This is a genomic window from Anaerostipes sp. 494a, assembly GCF_001940315.1.
Classification (GTDB): domain Bacteria; phylum Bacillota; class Clostridia; order Lachnospirales; family Lachnospiraceae; genus Anaerostipes; species Anaerostipes faecalis.
On sequence record NZ_MJIF01000001.1, the window covers coordinates 1,082,895 to 1,102,727 of the forward strand.

At 36.0% G+C, this 19,833-nt stretch carries 17 protein-coding genes and 2 tRNA genes; 5 read left to right on the forward strand and 14 right to left on the reverse strand.

What is annotated here, in order from left to right; genetic code table 11:
* Positions 1–37: 37 nt before the first annotated feature.
* Both ppk1 and BHF70_RS05475 read right to left on the reverse strand, forming a co-directional pair.
* The gene (ppk1, locus tag BHF70_RS05470) at positions 38–2,215 is read right to left on the reverse strand and encodes a polyphosphate kinase 1 (protein ID WP_242946315.1); all 2,178 of its coding nucleotides are present in this window, start codon (positions 2,213–2,215) and stop codon (positions 38–40) included.
* Positions 2,216–2,347: 132 nt separating this feature from the next.
* Positions 2,348–3,736: a glycine--tRNA ligase gene (locus tag BHF70_RS05475; protein ID WP_075759321.1), complete on the reverse strand. Its 1,389-nt coding sequence runs from the start codon at positions 3,734–3,736 to the stop codon at positions 2,348–2,350.
* Positions 3,737–3,935: 199 nt separating this feature from the next.
* Here BHF70_RS05475 and BHF70_RS05480 point away from each other — a divergent pair, with 199 nt between their 5' ends.
* Positions 3,936–4,268 carry a helix-turn-helix domain-containing protein gene (locus BHF70_RS05480; protein ID WP_075759322.1) on the forward strand — a complete coding sequence of 111 codons (333 nt, stop codon included), beginning with the start codon at positions 3,936–3,938 and terminating at the stop codon, positions 4,266–4,268.
* A 73-nt stretch (positions 4,269–4,341) separates the two neighbouring features.
* Here the strand turns inward: BHF70_RS05480 and recO are convergent, their stop codons facing one another.
* The 5 genes from recO to BHF70_RS05505 all read right to left on the reverse strand — a co-directional run bounded on the left by recO (position 4,342) and on the right by BHF70_RS05505 (position 10,694).
* Complete coding sequence (recO, locus tag BHF70_RS05485) at positions 4,342–5,067, reverse strand: DNA repair protein RecO (RefSeq protein WP_075759323.1); 726 nt, start codon at positions 5,065–5,067, stop codon at positions 4,342–4,344.
* Between the two features lie 2 nt (positions 5,068–5,069).
* Positions 5,070–5,975, reverse strand: a complete 906-nt coding sequence (era, locus tag BHF70_RS05490; RefSeq protein WP_075759324.1) for a GTPase Era — start codon at positions 5,973–5,975, stop codon at positions 5,070–5,072.
* A gap of 15 nt (positions 5,976–5,990) precedes the next feature.
* Positions 5,991–8,891 (reverse strand): insulinase family protein, encoded by a 2,901-nt coding sequence (locus BHF70_RS05495; RefSeq protein WP_075759325.1) that lies wholly within the window; start codon positions 8,889–8,891, stop codon positions 5,991–5,993.
* A 134-nt stretch (positions 8,892–9,025) separates the two neighbouring features.
* Positions 9,026–9,943 (reverse strand): SufB/SufD family protein, encoded by a 918-nt coding sequence (locus BHF70_RS05500; RefSeq protein WP_075760534.1) that lies wholly within the window; start codon positions 9,941–9,943, stop codon positions 9,026–9,028.
* A gap of 13 nt (positions 9,944–9,956) precedes the next feature.
* The gene (locus BHF70_RS05505; RefSeq protein WP_075759326.1) at positions 9,957–10,694 is read right to left on the reverse strand and encodes an ABC transporter ATP-binding protein; all 738 of its coding nucleotides are present in this window, start codon (positions 10,692–10,694) and stop codon (positions 9,957–9,959) included.
* Positions 10,695–11,134: 440 nt separating this feature from the next.
* Here BHF70_RS05505 and BHF70_RS05510 point away from each other — a divergent pair, with 440 nt between their 5' ends.
* Positions 11,135–12,031, forward strand: coding sequence for an Rpn family recombination-promoting nuclease/putative transposase (locus tag BHF70_RS05510; protein WP_075759327.1), 897 nt, complete (start codon positions 11,135–11,137; stop codon positions 12,029–12,031).
* 152 nt (positions 12,032–12,183) lie between these two features.
* On the opposite strand, the gene BHF70_RS05515 is transcribed toward BHF70_RS05510, so the two are convergent.
* The 3 genes from BHF70_RS05515 to BHF70_RS05525 form a co-directional block, all read right to left on the reverse strand.
* Positions 12,184–13,455 carry a GH25 family lysozyme gene (locus BHF70_RS05515; protein WP_242946316.1) on the reverse strand — a complete coding sequence of 424 codons (1,272 nt, stop codon included), beginning with the start codon at positions 13,453–13,455 and terminating at the stop codon, positions 12,184–12,186.
* A gap of 396 nt (positions 13,456–13,851) precedes the next feature.
* The gene (gene sigE, locus BHF70_RS05520; protein WP_083638306.1) at positions 13,852–14,565 is read right to left on the reverse strand and encodes an RNA polymerase sporulation sigma factor SigE; all 714 of its coding nucleotides are present in this window, start codon (positions 14,563–14,565) and stop codon (positions 13,852–13,854) included.
* A gap of 1 nt (position 14,566) precedes the next feature.
* Complete coding sequence (locus BHF70_RS05525; RefSeq protein WP_083638308.1) at positions 14,567–15,370, reverse strand: sigma-E processing peptidase SpoIIGA; 804 nt, start codon at positions 15,368–15,370, stop codon at positions 14,567–14,569.
* A gap of 137 nt (positions 15,371–15,507) precedes the next feature.
* On the opposite strand from BHF70_RS05525, the gene BHF70_RS05530 reads away from it, so the two are divergent.
* Positions 15,508–15,990, forward strand: coding sequence for a DNA-deoxyinosine glycosylase (locus BHF70_RS05530; RefSeq protein WP_075759331.1), 483 nt, complete (start codon positions 15,508–15,510; stop codon positions 15,988–15,990).
* Here the strand turns inward: BHF70_RS05530 and BHF70_RS05535 are convergent.
* Entirely contained in the window at positions 15,987–16,664 is a 678-nt protein-coding gene (locus BHF70_RS05535; protein WP_075759332.1) for an MBL fold metallo-hydrolase, read from the reverse strand. The genes BHF70_RS05530 and BHF70_RS05535 overlap by 4 nt on opposite strands.
* Positions 16,661–17,563, reverse strand: coding sequence for a deoxyribonuclease IV (locus tag BHF70_RS05540; RefSeq protein WP_075759333.1), 903 nt, complete (start codon positions 17,561–17,563; stop codon positions 16,661–16,663). Before BHF70_RS05540 ends, BHF70_RS05535 begins: the two co-directional genes overlap by 4 nt.
* A gap of 176 nt (positions 17,564–17,739) precedes the next feature.
* Between BHF70_RS05540 and BHF70_RS05545 the strand changes: the two genes are divergently transcribed.
* Positions 17,740–17,824: transfer RNA gene (locus BHF70_RS05545), tRNA-Leu, on the forward strand.
* A gap of 4 nt (positions 17,825–17,828) precedes the next feature.
* Positions 17,829–17,912, forward strand: a tRNA-Leu gene (locus BHF70_RS05550).
* Positions 17,913–18,075: 163 nt separating this feature from the next.
* Here BHF70_RS05550 and BHF70_RS05555 read toward each other — a convergent pair.
* Complete coding sequence (locus BHF70_RS05555) at positions 18,076–18,432, reverse strand: helix-turn-helix domain-containing protein (RefSeq protein ID WP_075759334.1); 357 nt, start codon at positions 18,430–18,432, stop codon at positions 18,076–18,078.
* Positions 18,433–18,733: 301 nt separating this feature from the next.
* On the reverse strand, positions 18,734–19,795 hold the full coding sequence (locus BHF70_RS05560) for a M20/M25/M40 family metallo-hydrolase (RefSeq protein ID WP_158024877.1): 1,062 nt from the start codon (positions 19,793–19,795) through the stop codon (positions 18,734–18,736).
* Between the last annotated feature and the right edge of the window lie 38 nt (positions 19,796–19,833).

A 19,833-nucleotide genomic window follows, 5' to 3' on the forward strand; every position in this document is an offset into this window, starting at 1 on the left:
AGAATTTGCCATCTATTTTATTACATTTTTCTTAATTTTATATTTTCCGGAAATATCTTCCTACTGCTCCAAAGAAACCTTTCCTTCGTTTTGGCACCTTTCTTTGATGTTCTTTAGATTCTTCCAGAAAATACTGCTGAGAATTAATAATTTCTTCCTTTTTATCCTTTTTCACATATTCTCCACTACTCTCAAGTCTAGTGGCTAAAACATTATCTTTTCGTAAAATCATCATCATCTCTTTGATTCGTTTCTGAATCTTCGGATCATATACCGGACATGCAATTTCTACTCTGCGCTTGGTATTTCGGGTCATCATATCTGCAGATGACAGATATATCTTCATATCATCCCCAACTCCAAAACTATAGATTCGGGAATGTTCCAGAAATCTTCCTACAATACTCTCCACATGAATATTCTCCGTTTTTCCGGGAATTCCAGGGCGAATACAGCATATACCCCGAATAAGCAAAAATACAGGAACACCTGATGAAGATGCCTCAGATAATGCATCAATAATCTGACGATCCGTTAGAGAATTCATTTTCATAAAAATTCCAGACGGCTGAAAACTGTCAGCTTTCATCTTTTCTCTGTAAATATATTTTATGATATTTTCTTTTAATCCAGCAGGTGCTACCAGCAAATGCTTATATTGACCATTGAGATTATAAGTGGACATATTCTGAAAGAACCTGGCAGCATCCTGCCCGATTTCCATAGACGAAGTTAAAAGACTTAAATCTGTATATATCTTTGAAGTACTTTCATTATAATTTCCTGTTCCAATCTGAGTAATATAATAAACACCTTTACCGTTCTTTTTGGTAATAAGACAAACTTTTGAATGTACTTTATATTCTTCCATTCCATACATAACCTTACAGCCTGCCTCTTCAAGAATTTCTGAATAATTTATATTATTCTCTTCGTCAAACCTGGCTCTAAGTTCCATCAAAACAAGAACCTCTTTTCCATTTTCCGCCGCTTCACACAGATATTTTACAATTTTCGCCTGTTTAGCCAGACGATAGATTGTAATTTTAATAGAAATCGTTTCTTTATCTCTTGCACTCTCCTTCAACAGCTCAACAAAAGTATCCATTGTTTCAAATGGAAATGATAAAAGTTTATCTCCCTCCAGAACCTGTTTTGTAACAGATTCTCCCGGTGTGATATCTCTGTTAACAGCCGGTGAAAAAGGTACATAGTTGCCTGCTTTCTTTTTAGCTTCCGGAATCCGGTCTGTCAGATCATAAACATACTTCATAATCAGGGGAGTTTCACTTTGAAATATATCCTGTGGACAAAGCTTAAGTCGAGCCATAAGATATTTTTCGATCAGACGATGTTCTTTCCCGTAAACTTCCAGTCTCACCGGTTCCAGACGACTTCTCATTTTTATAATTTTCTTCATATGCTCCCGATAATCATCAGTAGTTTCATATATCTCATCATCTGGATTGATATCTGCGCTTCTTGTCACCGATAAAACACATTTTTCCAGTATAGTATAATTTTCAAAAAGGCTGTCACAAAATTCAAGTATAACCTCTTCCAAAAGAATAAATCTTTGTTTCTCTTTTGAAAGAAAAATAATGGAATCCAGATCTTTTGGAACACTGATAATGGCAAAATAATTCTTGTCTTTCTTTTTCAGCATGAGACCAATCTGTAAGACCTTGTTTGGAATATGCGGGAAAGGATGTTGTTTTCCCATTACGATTGGCGAAAGAATTGGCTGAATCATTACTTCAAAATAATCTTTTAAATATTTCTTTTCCTCCTTCGTCAGCTGTTCATATGTACACCGTTCAATTCCTTCTTTTTCCAGGGTCTGTGATACATCTTTAAAAATACTATCACGTAACTTATACAAAGGTCTCACCTTTTGAGCAATCTTTTCCAGTTGTTCTTCCGGTGTAAAATTAGATCTGATGTCCCGATGATCATCATGAATCATACTCATTTCATGAATACTTCCTACTCTGACCATATAAAATTCATCCAGGTTGTTTGTAAAAATCTCCAAAAATTTCAGCCGTTCCAAAAAAGGATTTTCCTTTTTACCTGCTTCCTTTAGTACACGCTCATTAAATTTAAGCCAGGACAATTCTCTGTCCTGAGTGTAAGAATAATCATATTTCTTACCCATGGTATCCCCTCCGTAATTTTTGTCTTTGGAAATCCCTTCCCAAACTATATTTATCATTACCTGAATTTCTCCGCAGTAATATCAGTTAATTATACCATATAAGTAGTTACTTTTAAGTTATATTTATGTTAAATAATTTTAATAAAAAAATCCAGGAATTTCAATTCCTGGATTTATGCTAAACAAATTTTAATAAGCAAATTTTTCTTCAAAGTATGCTTTCAGATCTTTGATTTTTACACGTTCCTGTTCCATAGTATCACGATCACGAACAGTAACTGCTCCATCTTCAAGAGAATCAAAGTCATATGTTACACAATATGGTGTTCCGATTTCGTCCTGACGACGATAACGTTTTCCGATATTTCCACGCTCATCAAATTCACAATTATACTGTTTTGCCAGTTCTTCGTAAACTTTCATAGCTCCTTCACTTAATTTCTTGGATAATGGAAGAACACCGATCTTTACAGGTGCAATTGCCGGATGGAAATGCATAACTGTTCTTGTATCTCCGCCTTCTAATTCTTCCTCATCATAAGCTGCACATAAGAAAGCCAGTGTCACACGATCTGCCCCTAATGACGGTTCAATTACATATGGAATATAACGTTCTTTTTTCACGTCATCAAAATATGTCAGATCTTCACCTGAAGTATTCTGATGCTGTGTCAGATCATAATCTGTACGGTCTGCAATTCCCCAAAGTTCTCCCCAGCCAAACGGGAACATAAATTCAATATCAGATGTGGCTTTTGAATAATGAGATAATTCTTCTTTTTCATGATCACGAACTCTCATCTGATCTTCTTTAATACCTAAATCCTGAAGCCATTTAATACAGAATTCTTTCCAGTATTCAAACCATTCTAAATCTGTATCTGGTTCACAGAAAAATTCCAGTTCCATCTGTTCAAATTCACGAGTACGGAATGTAAAGTTACCTGGAGTAATTTCATTACGGAAAGATTTACCAATCTGCCCGATTCCAAATGGAATTTTCTTTCTTGATGTTCTCTGAACATTTTTAAAGTTCACAAAGATACCCTGTGCAGTTTCCGGACGTAAATATACAGTACTTTTCGCATCTTCTGTAACACCCTGGAAAGTTTTAAACATCAGATTGAACTCACGAATTTCTGTAAAATTTTTCTTTCCGCAGGAAGGACATGCAATATTATGTTCTTTAATGAATTCTTCCATCTGATCCTTTGTCCATCCATCCACAGAACCTTCAATTTCCATTCCATTTTCCTGCATATAGTCTTCAATAAGTTTATCTGCACGGAAACGTTCATGACATTCTTTACAATCCATCAACGGATCAGAAAAACTTCCCAAATGCCCTGATGCAACCCATGTCTGAGGATTCATAAGAATTGCACAGTCAACACCTACATTATATGGACTTTCCTGAATGAATTTTTTCCACCATGCTTTCTTCACATTGTTTTTCAATTCAACACCAAGATTTCCATAATCCCATGTATTCGCAAGTCCTCCGTAAATTTCAGAACCACTATAAACGAATCCACGAACTTTCGCTAAGTTAACGATTTTCTCCATTGTTAATTCCATTTTTAATTCTACCTCTTTTATTTCTTTGTCTATGATGTTTAATTGTATCTTGTAATGCATATTTTTTCAAGATATATTTGAAATATGCATAGTTTTAAATATAACAAATATATTAATTGAATATTACTTTTTTGTTTTTTTTATATTATAATGCTTGTATACTACTATATAGGAGATATAAAGAAAGGGAATTTAAACCATGTATCAGATTGATTATACCAATGTTGGTAAAAGAATGAAAACATTGCGTAAACAAGCTGGATATACTCAGGAACAAATCGCAGATGCCCTTGATGTTACTGTTGCTTTCATTAGTAATATTGAAAATGACCGCGTCAAAATGAACCTGAGAGTTTTATCCTATTACGCAAAACTCTTGAACGTATCTATTGACTATTTACTTCGTCCGGAATCCGATGAGAATGGTGAAAAGGACAATGTTTTAAACAAAGAAATTCTTCGTCTTCTTGAGAAATTCTCAACTGATGATAAAGAAAAAATGGTCAAAGTTTTACGTATTTTATGTAAATAATATTCATTCAAAAAAAGAAACTTTAAAGTGTTTGTCTGCTCCTATATTTACAAACACTTTAAAGTTTTTCTTTTTAATTTAAAAATGCCAGTGATTTAAATTCATGATCCAGATGTACTCTCATAAATTCTTTTACAATTCTTTTCAGCTCCAGCAAAACCTCCTGGCTTACCCGAAAAGTATATAATTTCTCAACAGGACTTGTTATAATAAACTGTAATGTATAAAGAGTAGAAGGACTTACCGGAAGCATTTTTCTTCCACAGGATGAACAAACAACTCCTCCCTCTGCCGGATGAAATCCTGTCAGATTATCTTTTCTCTGACATCTGACACATTGAAAAACCTCCATACCAATTCCATAAAATGCAAGTATTTTTATCTCATAAATATAACGGATCAAAGCCGGAGAAATTGTCTTTTTTTCCAATGCCCTAAGACTTTGATAAATCAGTTTTAAAATCTGCAATTCATCATTATTTTCCCGGGTCAGATAAGATGCAAGTTCACAAAAATAGCTTCCATAATAAATAAGATCCAGATCTTTTTTCAGATTATCAAAATAATTATCCACCTCTGCCCACATCAGGTTAAACGAATTCTTCCCTTCATACAAAGAAAATTTACCAAAGGTAAAAGGCTGGCATGCAGCTGCATAAGGACTGGTTGCTTTTTTTGCCCCACGGGCAAAAGCGGAGATTCTTCCCCGCTCTTTCGTAAGCAATACGATCCTCCGATCATATTCTCCAATATTTCCTGTCTGCAATACCAGACCTGTTACCTTAATTTCCTGCCCCATATTTAGACTTCTTTCTTATCGTATCCATAATTTTTCAATAACAGGTCACTATCTCTCCAGTCTTTTTTTACCTTTACCCAAAGCTGCAGGTTGACTTTTATATCCAGAAGATTTTCCATTTCAATTCTCGCCTGGCTTCCAATCTTTTTAAGCATAGATCCCTGTTTTCCAATGATAATTCCTTTATGGGAATCTCTTTCACATATGATTGTTGCATCAATGTCAATAATATGTCCATGACGTCTTGTCTTCATGGAATCAATGACAACTGCAATTCCATGCGGAATCTCCTGACTCAGCAAACGCAATGCCTTTTCTCGGATTAATTCTGCACAGATCTGACGCTCCGGCTGGTCAGTAATCGTATCTTCATCAAAATACATAGGTCCTTCATCCAGATATTTAAAGATTGTATCAATTACATCATCTGTATTTTTACCTTTCAGAGCAGAAACCGGAATAATTTCTGCAAAATCGCACACATCCTTATAAGTATCGATTGCTTCAAAAATGTCTTTTTCCTCTACCGTATCAATCTTATTGATTACAAGAATAATCGGAGTCTTAACTTTGGAAAGCTGTTCAATGATATAACGCTCTCCCCCTCCGATAAATGTACTTGGTTCAACCAGCCAGAGTACAACATCAACTTCATTTAATGTTCGTTCAGCTACCTGAAGCATATAATCTCCCAGTTTATTTTTGGCTTTATTAATACCTGGTGTATCCAGAAAAATAATCTGACCCCTGTCATCCGTATAAACTGTCTGAATACGATTTCTTGTTGTCTGAGGCTTGCTTGATGTTATCGCAATCTTCTGGCCAATCAAGCGATTCATCAATGTGGATTTTCCAACATTTGGACGACCTATGAAGGTTACAAAACCTGATTTAAACTTTTCTGTCATTTCATTTCCTTTCTCTTAAAGTACATGCTTAATCTCATCAAAACAGTTATCTGCCTGATTCAATTTTTCTTCATTACCTACACAGCAGCGATTTCCCGCATCAACTACAGTGCGGATCAACGGAGCCAATGCACGAATATCTTCTTTTGTACAGGATAATACCTGATTTCTATCCTTCTGTAAATCCTCTTCTGTCTTACCCATTAAATAAGCATGAAAACTTCTCACACCCATATCATCCGGTTCCATAGGCATATCCATATTGCTGATAGTTCCGATAATATATTTCTTCATATCCCTTTCATCTACATCGAAAGTTTCAACATAATCAGCCGCATGCTGGTACACCTGATAGGTCTCTGTCAGATTTGGATCTCTGTAACTGACAAACATGGAATCACCCTGTGTTCCAAAGCTGCACATACATCCATATGCACCGCCTTTCACCCTCAGCTGAATCCAGAGATATTCATAGGAAAAGATTACCTGCAGTACCTTTAAGGCTCCTGTATATTCGTATCCCTTTTCCATAAAGTTACCTGCACATGCAGCATACTGTACCCCTCCAGCTGTGGCAAAACCTTCATTTTTATGAGTACAGATTACTTCTGCTCTTTCTCTGTTTTTCTGATCTTCATAAAGTCGGTCTGCAAAATGTTTCAACTGATCTGCCATAAAAGAAGGTTCTTTTTCATTTCCAGTGTAGCTTACAATCATGTTCTGTTTCTGGAAAATAGCACGGCTGACGTTTCTCATTCCCTCAACGATATGTTCATATTCATCCTCAAAATTTTCATACCATTTTTTCACTGATTCATACATGGTCACACCCTGGATTACTTCACGATATGCCGCATATTTTGAAAAATATGACATGGCACGATTGGCAGCTGTCTTATGACCAGTCTCTGTAAGCTGAATTTTCAGGTTAGTATAAATCTGTCCTATAATTTCCTTGATACGCTTTTTATCTTCCAATTTACTTTCAAAAGCAATCTCTTCCATCAGTTCAAATGCTTTCCCTGCATTTGGATAGAAACATTTGGTTTTCAGCACAAACATTGGCAGAAATTCATTATCTTTTTTAGGCAGCACATTCATCGTAGCTGCAATTCCTCCGGTTTCGATGCTGATTTCATTTCCAAGCTCCTGATAAGTGTGTGTCTTAGTATCTACACCTGTGAGAATTTCTGTCAGTAGCGAAGCATACGGAACAAGATCCATAGGAACAAAAGTCATATCAAATGCCAGTTTCAGATAACAGATCTGATTAGTGAAATATTCATGCCATAAAACTTTTATGCCATCCAAATCTACTTCTGTATTAGAAAAAGGTTTTACTTCTTTTCTAATATCCTCAATATCAAGAACCGGAATCTTTTCCATTTCTTCTTTTGTGGAAGGCTTCTCCTGAATTTCCTTCAGATGTCGGGTCTCATCCACAAGTTTTTCTATTTCTTCTTCAGAAAGAGAATCTTTGTATTTTTGTAATATTTCCACTTCTTTTTGATCTTTAATCTTTTGAAGTCCTTTTTTCGGCTTCATGACCACAATGGATTTATGCTGATTTTTCAAAAGCCACTGTTCTATCAACTGTTCAAAATAACCTGTATCCATTCGTTTTCTAAGAATTTCAAATACTTCGTTAGTCTTAATATGGATAAATGGTTTTTCATCATCATACAGCCAGCTGTCAAACATCTGAAGGCCATACATAAGCCCCTTTGGAAAACGTCCGAAGTTTGCTTCTTTATATTTAAATTCATAATAGTTAAATGCAGCTTCCAGGCTTCTCTTGGGAATTCCATCTTCTACAATCTTCTGCAAAGTCTCTTTAATAATCTTTACAAAATCCTGTTCCTGCTCATCCCTGGCTTCCTGTGCAACAATGGAAAATACCGGCTGCTCAATTCCGTTATCATAAGAACTGGAAATATCCTTTCCTATTTCAGCATCCATAAGAGCTTTCTTCACCGGTGCTCCTGGAGCTCCAAATAATGCTCTGTCGAGAATCTGAAAAGCCAGATAAAGTTCTCTATCAAGACTTGTTCCAATTACCGCATTATAAGAAAAATATGTCTTTTCCTCTTCCGGATCATTTTCACCAACCGGATAATACTCTTCAATTCGCTTGATCTGTTCAAATGCCTTCTGTTCTTCCCAAGATGAATCAATATTTTTATAATCAAAATCTTTTAAATAATGTTCATGAATAAAATCCAGATATTTATCCACATCCATATCTCCGTAAAGATAAATATAGCTGTTAGACGGATGATAATATGTCTTATGGAATTCCAGGAACATGTCATAGGTCAGATCCGGAATAGCTACCGGATCTCCTCCTGATTCAAAACCATATGGCGTATCTGGAAGAAGTGATTTCTGAATAATTCTTGCCAGCTGCTGATCAGGTGATGAAAATACACCTTTCATCTCGTTAAATACAACTCCATTGTAAATAACTGGAGCATCTTTATCCTCCAGATCATAATGCCATCCTTCCTGTTTTAAAATTTCCGGCTTTTTATAAATATTAGGATAAAAAACTGCATCAAGATACACATGTACCAGATTAAAGAAATCTTTATCATTCTGACTGGCTACCGGATAAACGGTTTTGTCAGGATATGTCATTGCATTTAAAAATGTATTTAGAGACCCTTTTACCAGTTCCACAAATGGATCCTTTAAAGGGAATTCTCTGGAACCACATAAAACAGAATGCTCAAGAATATGAGGAACTCCTGTATCATCTTTTGGCGGAGTCTTAAATCCTATCTGAAATACTTTATTATCATCATGATTGGAAACCACAACAACTCTGGCACCCGTCTGATTATGACGTAAAAGATATCCGGTACCATCCAGCTCTTCAATTTTTTCCTCTTTTATCATTGTATAATTTTTATTCATACAATACTTACTCCTTTTTCTTTCTATTATACCTAACTTTATTTTTCTTATAAATGGATTCTTGTAAAAACCTAAAACAAAGAGGCGCCGTATAAATACAACGCCTGTCATAAACGGACCTGTCCGCTTTCATTTTATTTTAGGAAGCCATTTATAATCTGCTCTTCTGCCTCTGTCTCTGTAAGTCCCAGAGTCATCAGCTTAATCAGCTGTTCCCCTGCAATCTTTCCAATGGCAGCTTCATGAATCAATGATGCATCAGGATTATCTGCACTGATTTCAGGAATTGCACTGATTTTTGCATCTCCAATAATAATGGCATCACACTCTGTATGTCCATTACATTTTGCATTTCCATGAACCTTGGAAATAAATGTCTGAGAAGATGAATCTTTTGCAACAGAACGGGATACAATGTGCGCTCCTGATTCCTGTCCATCAAGATTAACTTCAAACTCGCTGACTGCATTCTGCTGTCCATGTGTCATTAAACGTTCCATAACAGTCAGAGTAGCACCTTCATCAAGTTTTGCAGTCGTCAGTCGTTTTGTTGAATCTACACCTTTAATCTGAGCTGTATCCATTTCCATATAACCATTCTTTCCAATTTCAACAATGGTTTGCGGATTCATGATACGCTTTCCGTCTCCATCTCCACTTCCATAATGTTTTTCAATATAACGAACCCTGGCATTTTCTTCAATAAAGAATCTGTGGATTCCATCATGTTTACTGTCTTTATTTCCGCCATTGTGAATTCCACAACCAGCAATAATCGTTACATCTGCATCTTTTCCAATATAAAAGTCATTATAAACAAGATCTGTAAGACCTGCCTGACTTAAAACAACCGGAATATGGACACTCTCGTTTTTTGTTCCAGGCTTGATTTTAATATCAATTCCATCCCCATTATCTTTTGGAATAATTTCAATATTTTCTGAACTCTGTCTTACAAGTCCTTTTCCATTTGCACGAATATTAAAAGCTCCTACTGGGATTTCATGAAGACCGGACACTTCCTCAAGCAAATGTTTCTGAATCGGATCCATTTTTATATCCATTTTAGCATCCCTCCTTCTTCCAGCAGCGACATCCAGGTTCATCTGCACTATCAAGTAACTTAGGCAAAAAGTTTTCAGCAGTTTCATGCTCAAGAATTTCTCCATCTGCAATGACAATAATTTCATCTGCAATTCTTAAAATTCTCTCCTGATGGGAAATAATCAGAATAGATCCCTGAATATCTTCTCTCATTTTTTCAAAAACTTTGATCAGATTCTGGAAACTCCACAAATCAATTCCAGCTTCCGGTTCATCGAAAACAGATAACTTAGTACCTCTGGCAAGAATCGTAGCAATCTCGATACGTTTCAACTCTCCTCCGGAAAGACTTCCATCAACTTCACGATTCACATAATCCTTGGCACACAAGCCAACCTCTGACAGATAATTACAAGCTTCCCCTCTGGAAATATCATGTCCTGTAGCAAGCTTAATCAAATCATAAACTGTAATACCTTTAAAACGAACCGGCTGCTGAAAAGCAAAGCTAATACCCAGATTAGCACGTTCAGTAATATTTAAATCAGTAATATCAGTTCCGTTCCAGATAATCTGTCCAGATGTCGGTTTCTCAATCCCAACAATAATCTTCGCCAAAGTTGACTTTCCACCACCATTAGGACCTGTAATAGCAATAAATTTCTGATCATCCAGGCTCAGGCTGATGTCCTTAATAATTTCTTTTTCACAATCCTTCTCATCTCTTACAGAAAATGAGATATTCTTCAGTTCTAACATGTTTCCTCCATCCTAGAATCATCTAGATAATTCCATGATGATTCGATATAATACATCGTCTACTATGCTACTATAAACACTCAAAAAAAGAAAGAGTCTCAGATGGTTTTTTTACGTATTTTTACCATATCAAAAACATTTTGGGGCAAAAATCTTTTTTTCCATATATATCTTTTAATATTTTTTAAAAATATTCTTTAAAGTATTGAATATATTTCCATAAATTGATAATATATAAAATGTATAGAAATTAATATATTTTTATTGAATACAAATGTAAAATATTGTAAAATGTATATATCTTATAACTCTTCTGAAATCATATCTATTTTTCATATGGCAGTTCTGCCGGATTTTCAGAAATAACAACAGGATATATACATAGCATCCTCTTTTTCTGATGTTGTGCATATATCACGACAACAGAAAAGGAGGTTCCAATGGGTGAAAAAGACAAGATAGAAAAGCTTTTTATGGATTATGAAGATGTTTTTGCTGATATCATCAACGTCCTGCTCTATAACGGCAGACAGGTCATAAAATCAAAAGAACTGGCACAGGCCAACGTGATATCCCATTACAAATCAGATGATTCCATGATTCATGAACAGGAAAGAGATATCGCCAAGTTCTGGGTGAAGAATCATACCCGCCAGGCCCTTCTCGGGATAGAGAATCAGACTGCCGCTGATGACGATATCGCATTACGGATTATGGGATACGATGGAGCATCCTACCGCGGACAGCTCTTATCTGAACATAAAGAACGTCCCTATCCGGTCTGTACACTGGTACTATATTTTGGAAACAGTCACTGGAAAAGCAGCAGGTCACTGAAAGATCGGATTCCCTCTTACAACGAATTAGAAAATCACTGGAACGATTATCCGATCAGAATATTTGAGATATCTTTTCTAAAGGAAGAACAGATTAATCTGTTCCAGAGCGACTTTGGAATCATCGCAGATTATTTTGTAAAACGTCAGAAAGGCATTGAGTATGAAGGAAACCATAAAGAAATCAAACATATAGATGCCATGATGAAATTCATGGCAGTATTTGCAGGAGATCAGGAGTTTTTAAAATTACATTTTACAGAAGGAGAGAAAATTACCATGTGTGAAGTTGTACAGAAGATAAAAGAAAACGGCAGAATTGAAGGAAGAATTGAAGGCAGACATGATGCTATCCTGGATTTATTGTCTGAAACAGGGCAGGTTCCGGAATACCTTAATCATAAGATTACAGATCAGACGGATCAGAAAAAATTAAAACAATGGCTTTTTATTGCCTCCCATTCTTCTTCCATACAAGAATTCGAAGAAAAAATCCAGTAATTTAAACACGTACTTTTTTCTCTTCCCTCCTCTCTTTCCATCTACATAAAAAATCACCTTACACTGACGAAACATCTACACCGAACTTCGCGAGGGAAACGTTTCGGAACGGGTACGGTGATTTTTTCTATGGGTACGGTGATTTTTTTATTTTATCGTTTTATTGTTTTTACTGTTGAATAACTGCTTATATAGTATTTTCCTCCTACTTTTTTATAGGAACGAACTTTAAAATAATATCTTTTTCCTTTCTTCAGTTTCCCTTTAGTGTAAGATGAATATTTTCCTGAAACTGTTTTTATTCTCTTATATCCAGAATTTTTCTTTGTGGACATATAGACTTGATATCCTGTTGTTCCACTGACTTTTGTCCAATAAATTTTAATAGATTTTTTACCTGTACGTTTTAATTTTGTAATTCGGTTTGTCTTAGGTTTTATAGTAACGGTACAATAAGCACGTTTTCCATTTGATGTCATTGCAGTAATAGTAACGCGTCCTGCCGATTTTGCAGTTACCACACCCTGACTATTCACTACTGCAATACTGCTATTGGAAGTCTTCCACTGCACATTCTGCTTAGGATTTGTTGATGAATATACTGTAGCTGATAGTTTATAAGAAGTACCGTTTGTCAAATTTAATGTTGTTTTATTTAAACGAATTCCTGTAGTTAATGGTGCCGATCCCCAAGATCCTAACTTGAAATTCAAGTCAACATTTCCGGATATTCCATCAATACAACCAGCCCTTGTATACTGCCACATATGATAGCTGCCTTTATATGAACAACTGCTATTATACTGAGCCACCCATTTTGGATACTGACTAAAAACGGAAGATGTCAACTTATTGTTGAACCATGTTGTATTCGCATAAACACCTACATTAGTATATCCTGCCTCTTTTAAGGTATCAAAAAACGTCTTAGCAATCTGTCCTAATTCATCCGCCCCAAGATTAGCTTGTGTATTGTCTTCCATATCATAATAAATCGGATAGGTTAGATGCTTACCTTCCAGCAGTCGAATTACATGCTGTGCTTCACTTTTTGCAGCTTCTGCGGATGTAGCTTTCCCATATAAATAAGCCCCATAAGGAATTCCCAATCTCTCACATTCTCTGGAATTATAATCCCATTTTGGATCATCTGCATAAGTAAAATCTCTTCCATATCCACATCGAATAATCGCATAATCAACTTTACCTGTTGACTTCACTTTCTGCCAATCAATATCTCCATTATGGTAGCTAACATCAATTCCCTGTGCAGTCGCATTTTGAGGAATCGTCACCTGAATAATACTGCTATTCGTTATTGTTCTAGCCTTGTTTTGAATCTTTTCTTCCAGATTCTGCTTCAAATTTCCATCCTCATAACGCCAGCTATTTGCCTGATCATTTTTCTCTTCAACAGAAGCCACTGTCTCCTGCTTTTCAGCAGCCCAAATCCTATGTATATTACAAAAAAACATAAGACTGCTAAACAATAATAAACATAGTCCTATAATAAAACTAATTATTACGTATAACCTTTCATTTTTCCTCATAAATACACCCTTAAACCTTTCATAAAGTCAGTATAACATGAAAAAAGAAAAGAAAAAGGAAAAATTTCTTAAGATTCGTTCCGCATCATAAACGCTGAAACGCTTCCCTCGCTACGCTCAGTCCAGATGTATTCAACTTTTTATGATGCTACACCAGATATTTATTTTTACAATATACTTCCACACTCTATTAGAATCACCTTACCCTGACGAAACATCTGGACTGAGCTTTGCGAAGGAAGCGTTTCGGAACGGGTACGGTGATTCTATCTACACTCCCATTTTTGCCATTTCTTTTTTTAGTCTTTTTATGATTTTCTTTTCCAGTCTTGATATATATGACTGTGATATTCCCATCATATCTGCCACTTCTTTTTGTGTTTTTTCTTCTCCGTTTTTCTGATTGATTCCGAATCTTAGTTCTATGATTTTCTTCTCCCTTTCCGTCAGAATCTTCATGGCTTTTAACAATAGTTTTCGATCTACTTCATGTTCCAGATCCCGATAGATGATATCTTCATCTGTTCCGAGAATATCTGATAACAATAATTCATTTCCATCCCAGTCTACATTTAATGGCTCATCGATGGATACTTCCATCTTTGTCTTATTATTTCTCCTGAGATACATTAAAATTTCATTTTCAATACATCTGGATGCATAAGTTGCCAGTTTTATTTTTTTTGCCGGATTAAATGTATTAATGGCTTTTATCAGGCCTATGGTTCCTATTGATATTAAATCTTCCACGCCAATGCCCGTATTATCAAATTTCTTTGCTATGTACACAACCAATCGAAGATTTCTCTCGATCAGCATAGCCCTTGCCTCTGGCTCATCTACTGTTCCAAGCATATGAATCATTTTCTGCTCCTCATTTGCTTCCAGCGGTGCGGGAAGAATTTCGGCACCCCCTATGTAATGAATTTCATTCCCTTTTGCAAAAAATGCTTTTCTACCGCTTACCAAATTTAATCTCAACACACTATAACCTCCCACAAATCAGATTTGGATGAATCAGCATCTGATAATTGCCAGATGCACAAAGAGAGTCTTTTGTAACCCCTATGACTCCTTTTCCCACTTCAATCCTTCGATTTCCATTTGTAATCTTCATATCAGTGACAAGAATTCCAGTCATAACTCCATTTTTTCTCCCTACAGAATGAAATGGAATTATCCTTATATCCTCTACACTATGTTCGTTTATCATTTTCGTTAATGGCTTACTGAAGTATTCCAGAAAAACAGATTCTTCCATTACAGAAACCGGCATTTTGCTGAAAGGATCAAATAAGCAGTTTCCCGTGTCAAGGTAACCACAGACCTGAAAGGTTTTATGATTCCACTGAAAAGTAACATGATATAAAAAATCCTTCTCATCAAAAAAATTTTCTATGATTCCTTTATAAAAAAGATATCCTATACCAATACTTAGAACAAAGCCTGGCAGCCATGATACTTCTCCTGACATTTCCCATAATGTCGTCCAGATTCCACCAAAGAATACAGAAATTATCAGCAAATATCCTGCAGTTAATATGAGCTTTTTCCCTTTCACTGAAAAAGAAATTCTGACAGTTACAAATATGGCAGATAACAGCATTAAAATCTTCCATAAAAGGCAACAGGTAGGAATTATCACCATCCCGCATCCCAAAAGGCTTCCTGTTATGGCAGCACTGGTCACTCTCTTAATGGAACTTTCCATCTTTATGATTCTACTCAAAAGCAGCAGTAGTACTTCCAGCACGATCCATTGTTCCAGAAACATTATTACCAAAAACATAATGCCATTATAAAAAATATTCGGAAAATTCTTTGTCAAAAAATGATACAGAAATATGTGCTGTTTCTACAAAATCTGCAATTATCTGAAAAATCTGCTACAATAGATTCATTACAACATTTTAAAGGAGTTTTCTTATGGAACATGTAGTACATCAAATTCATCCGGTCTTTAACAGTCAGTCAGAAATTCTGATCTTGGGTTCTTTTCCCTCTGTAAAATCCAGAGAAGCCTGTTTTTTCTATCATCATCCGCAAAACAGATTTTGGAAGGTTCTATCCGCAGTCTTTCAAGACTCTGTGCCTGAGACAATTGAAGAAAAAAAAATCTTTTTATTAAAACACCATATTGCTGTATGGGATGTGATCGCTTCCTGTGATATCAAAGGATCCAGTGACAGCAGTATACAAAATGCTGTCCCAAATGATTTTTCTAATATATTAAAAGCGGCACCCATCCGTCAGATTTTCACCAACGGTGGCACCGCTTATAAACTTTATACAAAATATTCTGAAAAAATCACAGGAATTCCAGCAGTTAAACTTCCATCCACCAGTCCTGCCAACGCCTCTTTTTCACTGGAACGTCTCATTGACAGCTGGTCTGTAATTAAAAATTAAAGATCTTCAAAAACCTGTCCTGGTCCTGTAATTTCATGAACGATCTGATTCCATTTTCGACCGTCTTCACAATGAAGATAATGTTTTGTAATATTATAGGATCCAAAACAATGCATCGGGAATACATCTTTTACATGAACATGCTCAAGAAAATAATTCATGCCCCAGCAGTATTTATCCTCCTGTCTCGGATCCAGGAGCATAAATGCAACATCTATTTCCTTTCCTTCCAGTAATTTTATTTCTTCCTGGAAGGTGTTTTTATAATATAAATTATCCTCTTCCGGCTCACCATTCCAGTGCCACCAGTTGAGATCTCCTCCATGATAAATACATTTTCCTTCTGCATATACAAGAAATGCAACTCCAAGATCATTTGATTTTAAAGTTTCCACCTCCATATCATCTAACTGTATTTTTTCATGAGGATGCATAAACACAGCTTCTTCTTTTGTCTCAATATCATCAGATAAAATATAAGTAATATTCTCATATTGTTTTTTCAGACTCCATATTGCCGGATTATAATGATCTCCATGGCTATGGGATGCAAAAATATAGATTTTCTTGCTTTGTGGTAACGGCGGAATCTCACCTTTATAATAATCAAAAATCAGGACAATATTTTCCATTTCCAGAACAAAGCCACTATGCTCTATAAAAGTTATCTTCATTTTCCCGCATCCTCCAGTATCTTGTCTTTCAATCCAGGATCAAATACTCCCTTTTTCAGCATTTCTATCTCATATTTATATGGCGGATAGGATTTTTTCCCATCCGGCTCTTTTATATATGGTGTTTCCAGAATTTTAGGTATGTTCTCAAAATCCTTATGTTTAACTATATACTCCAGCGCCTCAAATCCAATTTCACCAAATCCCAGATTTTCATGTCTGTCCTTTGCCGCTCCCATAGGATTTTTACTGTCATTTATATGAAATACGGCTATCTGATCTTTTCCAATAACCTGATCAAAGGTATTAATAATATCATCAAAATGATTTTTCACATCTAATCCGCTATCGTTCACATGACAGGTATCAAAACATACTCTAAGTTTTTCCGGATATTTGACCCCATCATAAATCCGTTTCAGTTCTTCAAATTCACGTCCGATTTCGCTTCCTTTGCCTGCCATGGTTTCCAATGCAATATGAACCGGTGTTTCTTTGGTAAGAACCTGATTGAGTCCTTCAATCACACGCTCAATCCCCGCATCCGCACCAGCCCCTACATGGGAACCTGGATGAAGTACCAGAGTAGAGCTTCCCATAGCTGCAGTCCGCTCAATTTCAATCTTCAGAAAATCCACGGCCAGCTGAAATGTCTCAGGCTTCACAGTATTTGCCAGGTTTATAATATATGGAGCATGGACAACAAATGTCTCGATTCCTGATTCTTTCATCAGTTCCTGTCCTGCCTCTATATTCAGTTCTTCTATTTTCTTACGTCTTGTATTCTGAGGTGCCCCTGTGTATACCATAAAAGTATTGGCACCATAAGAAAGTGCTTCTTTCACAGAGCCAAGGAACATATCCTTCCCTTTCATTCCAACATGAGATCCTATAAGCATAATTTTTTCTCCTCAAATAATATTTTATATCAGATGTTTTCAGCACCTTTACTGCTGTAAACTGGCTTCATTATAAATGATAACTGGAATAAATCCAATATTTTTTAAAATTCTATAATTTTTTTTGATTTTTTTATTGACTTATATGTAATGCTGTGCTATTATAACCTTGTTGCGCAGTTGTGGCGGAATTGGCATACGCGCTAGACTAAGGATCTAGTCCGGGTTAACTGGGTAGGGGTTCAAGTCCCCTCAACTGCACTTTGCCGATGTGGCGGAATTGGCAGACGCGCTGTCTTCAGGTGGCAGTGAGTGTACGCTCGTGCCGGTTCGAATCCGGCCATCGGCACGAACCGAAGTAGATACTTCGGTTTTTTTTATTACATAGGAAATTCCTTTGAATTTCCTATGTAATAAAAAACGCTCTGCGCGGATGTGCACGTTACATATTACATAATTACATATATTTCATAAAAAAATAAAGCGGACAAGAATCCGCCCTTAACCAGGAATTAATCCTGGTTTTTTCTTTTTTCTAATAAGCTATCCACCAGACTGGTCACTGTATTTATGACAACTCTTCGTTCTCCCGCATTACATTGTTCCAGCATAACTTCCATTTCTTTAAAGAAAACATCCTGACGTTTTTCTCTTGGATAACTGTCAACTAATAACTGATCTACTGTAACTTCCAGAACTCCAGCAATTATAACAAGAAGTTTCAATGATAATGTTTTAGATGCATTTTCAATATTGGACATATGTGTTACAGATATTTCTGCTTTTTCAGCCACATACTCCTGTGTCAAACCCTTTTTCTGTCGTATTTCTCTTATTCTGGCACCCAAAGCTTTGTAATCAATTTCCATACATTTTCTCCGTTTCTTTCCACTTATCAACATTCTAGTATGAAAATGATCAACAAATAATAGCCTCTAAGAATACCTTATATTCTTGTAGTTGATTGTGTCTTTTGATAAAATAACATATGAAGCAATATATTAAACAACGCACGAAAGGTTATATATGAAGATTTTACACTCCAACTACAAGTATTTATTTTTAATCCCTATTTTCACTGTAATCACTCTGATTGTAATGCTTATCAGAAGATACCTATGGAAACAAAAACAAGAGTATGCAAAAGCTCTGGTCAAACACTGGAAAGATCTATATAAACCTTTCCAATGACAAACTTTTCCACAAAAGAATTCCCTGTTCCATAATTTCATCAGGGAATTCATATTTTGATGTATGAAGCTGCGGATGATTTTCTCCGGATCCAAGACCAAGGAAAATTCCATCTGTCTCTTTTTGATACCATCCAAAGTCCTCTGACCACCGAAACGGATCATAGATTCTCTGACTTTTCCATTGATAATATTGACAGCATTGTTCAACTATTTCCAGAGATTTAATATCATTTGCAGTTTCAGGAAAAACATCCACTTCCTTTATCTGATAATTCAATCCATATTTTTCACTATTTTTCTCTGCCAGAGACTTTAGTTCTTCTTTTAGTCTGTTTAAATCTTCTTCTCTTTCACTACGAATAGTCATCCACACCTCTCCTTTGGATGCTGCCACCCCAAAGGCTTTCTCTCCTATTCTGCTTCCTATGACAGTACATAAAATCATCGGCTTATCTGACTGAGGTTTTTCATAAATTTCCATGGCTTTTATAAGATCCGCAATGGCGTAAGACGGATTCTTCCCGGCCTCCGGATAGGCTGCATGAGACGGTGCTCCCATGAATGTAATCTCAAGGCCCATAGATGCACATGCAAAAGTCCCTTCTTTTAGCAAAATACATCCTTTCGGATATCCTGGTATATTGTGAAGTCCATAAATCTTTTCAACATTTTCCCTTGTTATCACAGATGCACAGGAAACAGCTCCCTCTCCCGTCTCTTCTCCATGCTGAAAGATCAGAACAATATTTTTACCGCATATTTCCCCTTCCAGTTCCAATGCAAGACCACATAATATTGCACTATGCCCATCATGACCGCATAAATGCTTTGCTTCCCCGCTGTCTGATGAAACCCCGTCAAAATCCCCTCGAAATGCCAGAGTCCTTTTAGCATATTTTTCTCTATGAACTGCATAGAACCATTTTCCGCAGTCATGAATCTCCATTGAAGTATTTGTTCTGATAAATTCCATCAGTATCTTTTTTGTTTTTATTTCCTGTCCTGAAAATTCCGGGGTATTATGTAACTGTTTTCTCAATAATATACATTTCTCCAATGTACTTTCCTTTAAAGTCA

Excerpts from the sequence above, each read along its gene's own strand:
- BHF70_RS05530 (WP_075759331.1), top strand. The coding sequence starts at position 15,508 with ATGGAACATGTAGTACATCAAATTCATCCGGTCTTTAACAGTCAGTCA.
- BHF70_RS05500 (WP_075760534.1), bottom strand. The coding sequence starts at position 9,943 with ATGGATCCGATTCAGAAACATTTGCTTGAGGAAGTGTCCGGTCTTCAT.
- era (WP_075759324.1), bottom strand. The coding sequence starts at position 5,975 with ATGACAGAAAAGTTTAAATCAGGTTTTGTAACCTTCATAGGTCGTCCA.
- BHF70_RS05510 (WP_075759327.1), top strand. The coding sequence starts at position 11,135 with ATGGGTGAAAAAGACAAGATAGAAAAGCTTTTTATGGATTATGAAGAT.
- BHF70_RS05535 (WP_075759332.1), bottom strand. The coding sequence starts at position 16,664 with ATGAAGATAACTTTTATAGAGCATAGTGGCTTTGTTCTGGAAATGGAA.
- BHF70_RS05505 (WP_075759326.1), bottom strand. The coding sequence starts at position 10,694 with ATGTTAGAACTGAAGAATATCTCATTTTCTGTAAGAGATGAGAAGGAT.
- recO (WP_075759323.1), bottom strand. The coding sequence starts at position 5,067 with ATGGGGCAGGAAATTAAGGTAACAGGTCTGGTATTGCAGACAGGAAAT.
- BHF70_RS05540 (WP_075759333.1), bottom strand. The coding sequence starts at position 17,563 with ATGCTTATAGGATCTCATGTTGGAATGAAAGGGAAGGATATGTTCCTT.
- BHF70_RS05525 (WP_083638308.1), bottom strand. The coding sequence starts at position 15,370 with ATGTTTTTGGTAATAATGTTTCTGGAACAATGGATCGTGCTGGAAGTA.
- BHF70_RS05555 (WP_075759334.1), bottom strand. The coding sequence starts at position 18,432 with ATGGAAATTGATTACAAAGCTTTGGGTGCCAGAATAAGAGAAATACGA.
- BHF70_RS05495 (WP_075759325.1), bottom strand. The coding sequence starts at position 8,891 with ATGAATAAAAATTATACAATGATAAAAGAGGAAAAAATTGAAGAGCTG.
- BHF70_RS05475 (WP_075759321.1), bottom strand. The coding sequence starts at position 3,736 with ATGGAATTAACAATGGAGAAAATCGTTAACTTAGCGAAAGTTCGTGGA.
- BHF70_RS05480 (WP_075759322.1), top strand. The coding sequence starts at position 3,936 with ATGTATCAGATTGATTATACCAATGTTGGTAAAAGAATGAAAACATTG.
- ppk1 (WP_242946315.1), bottom strand. The coding sequence starts at position 2,215 with ATGATAAATATAGTTTGGGAAGGGATTTCCAAAGACAAAAATTACGGA.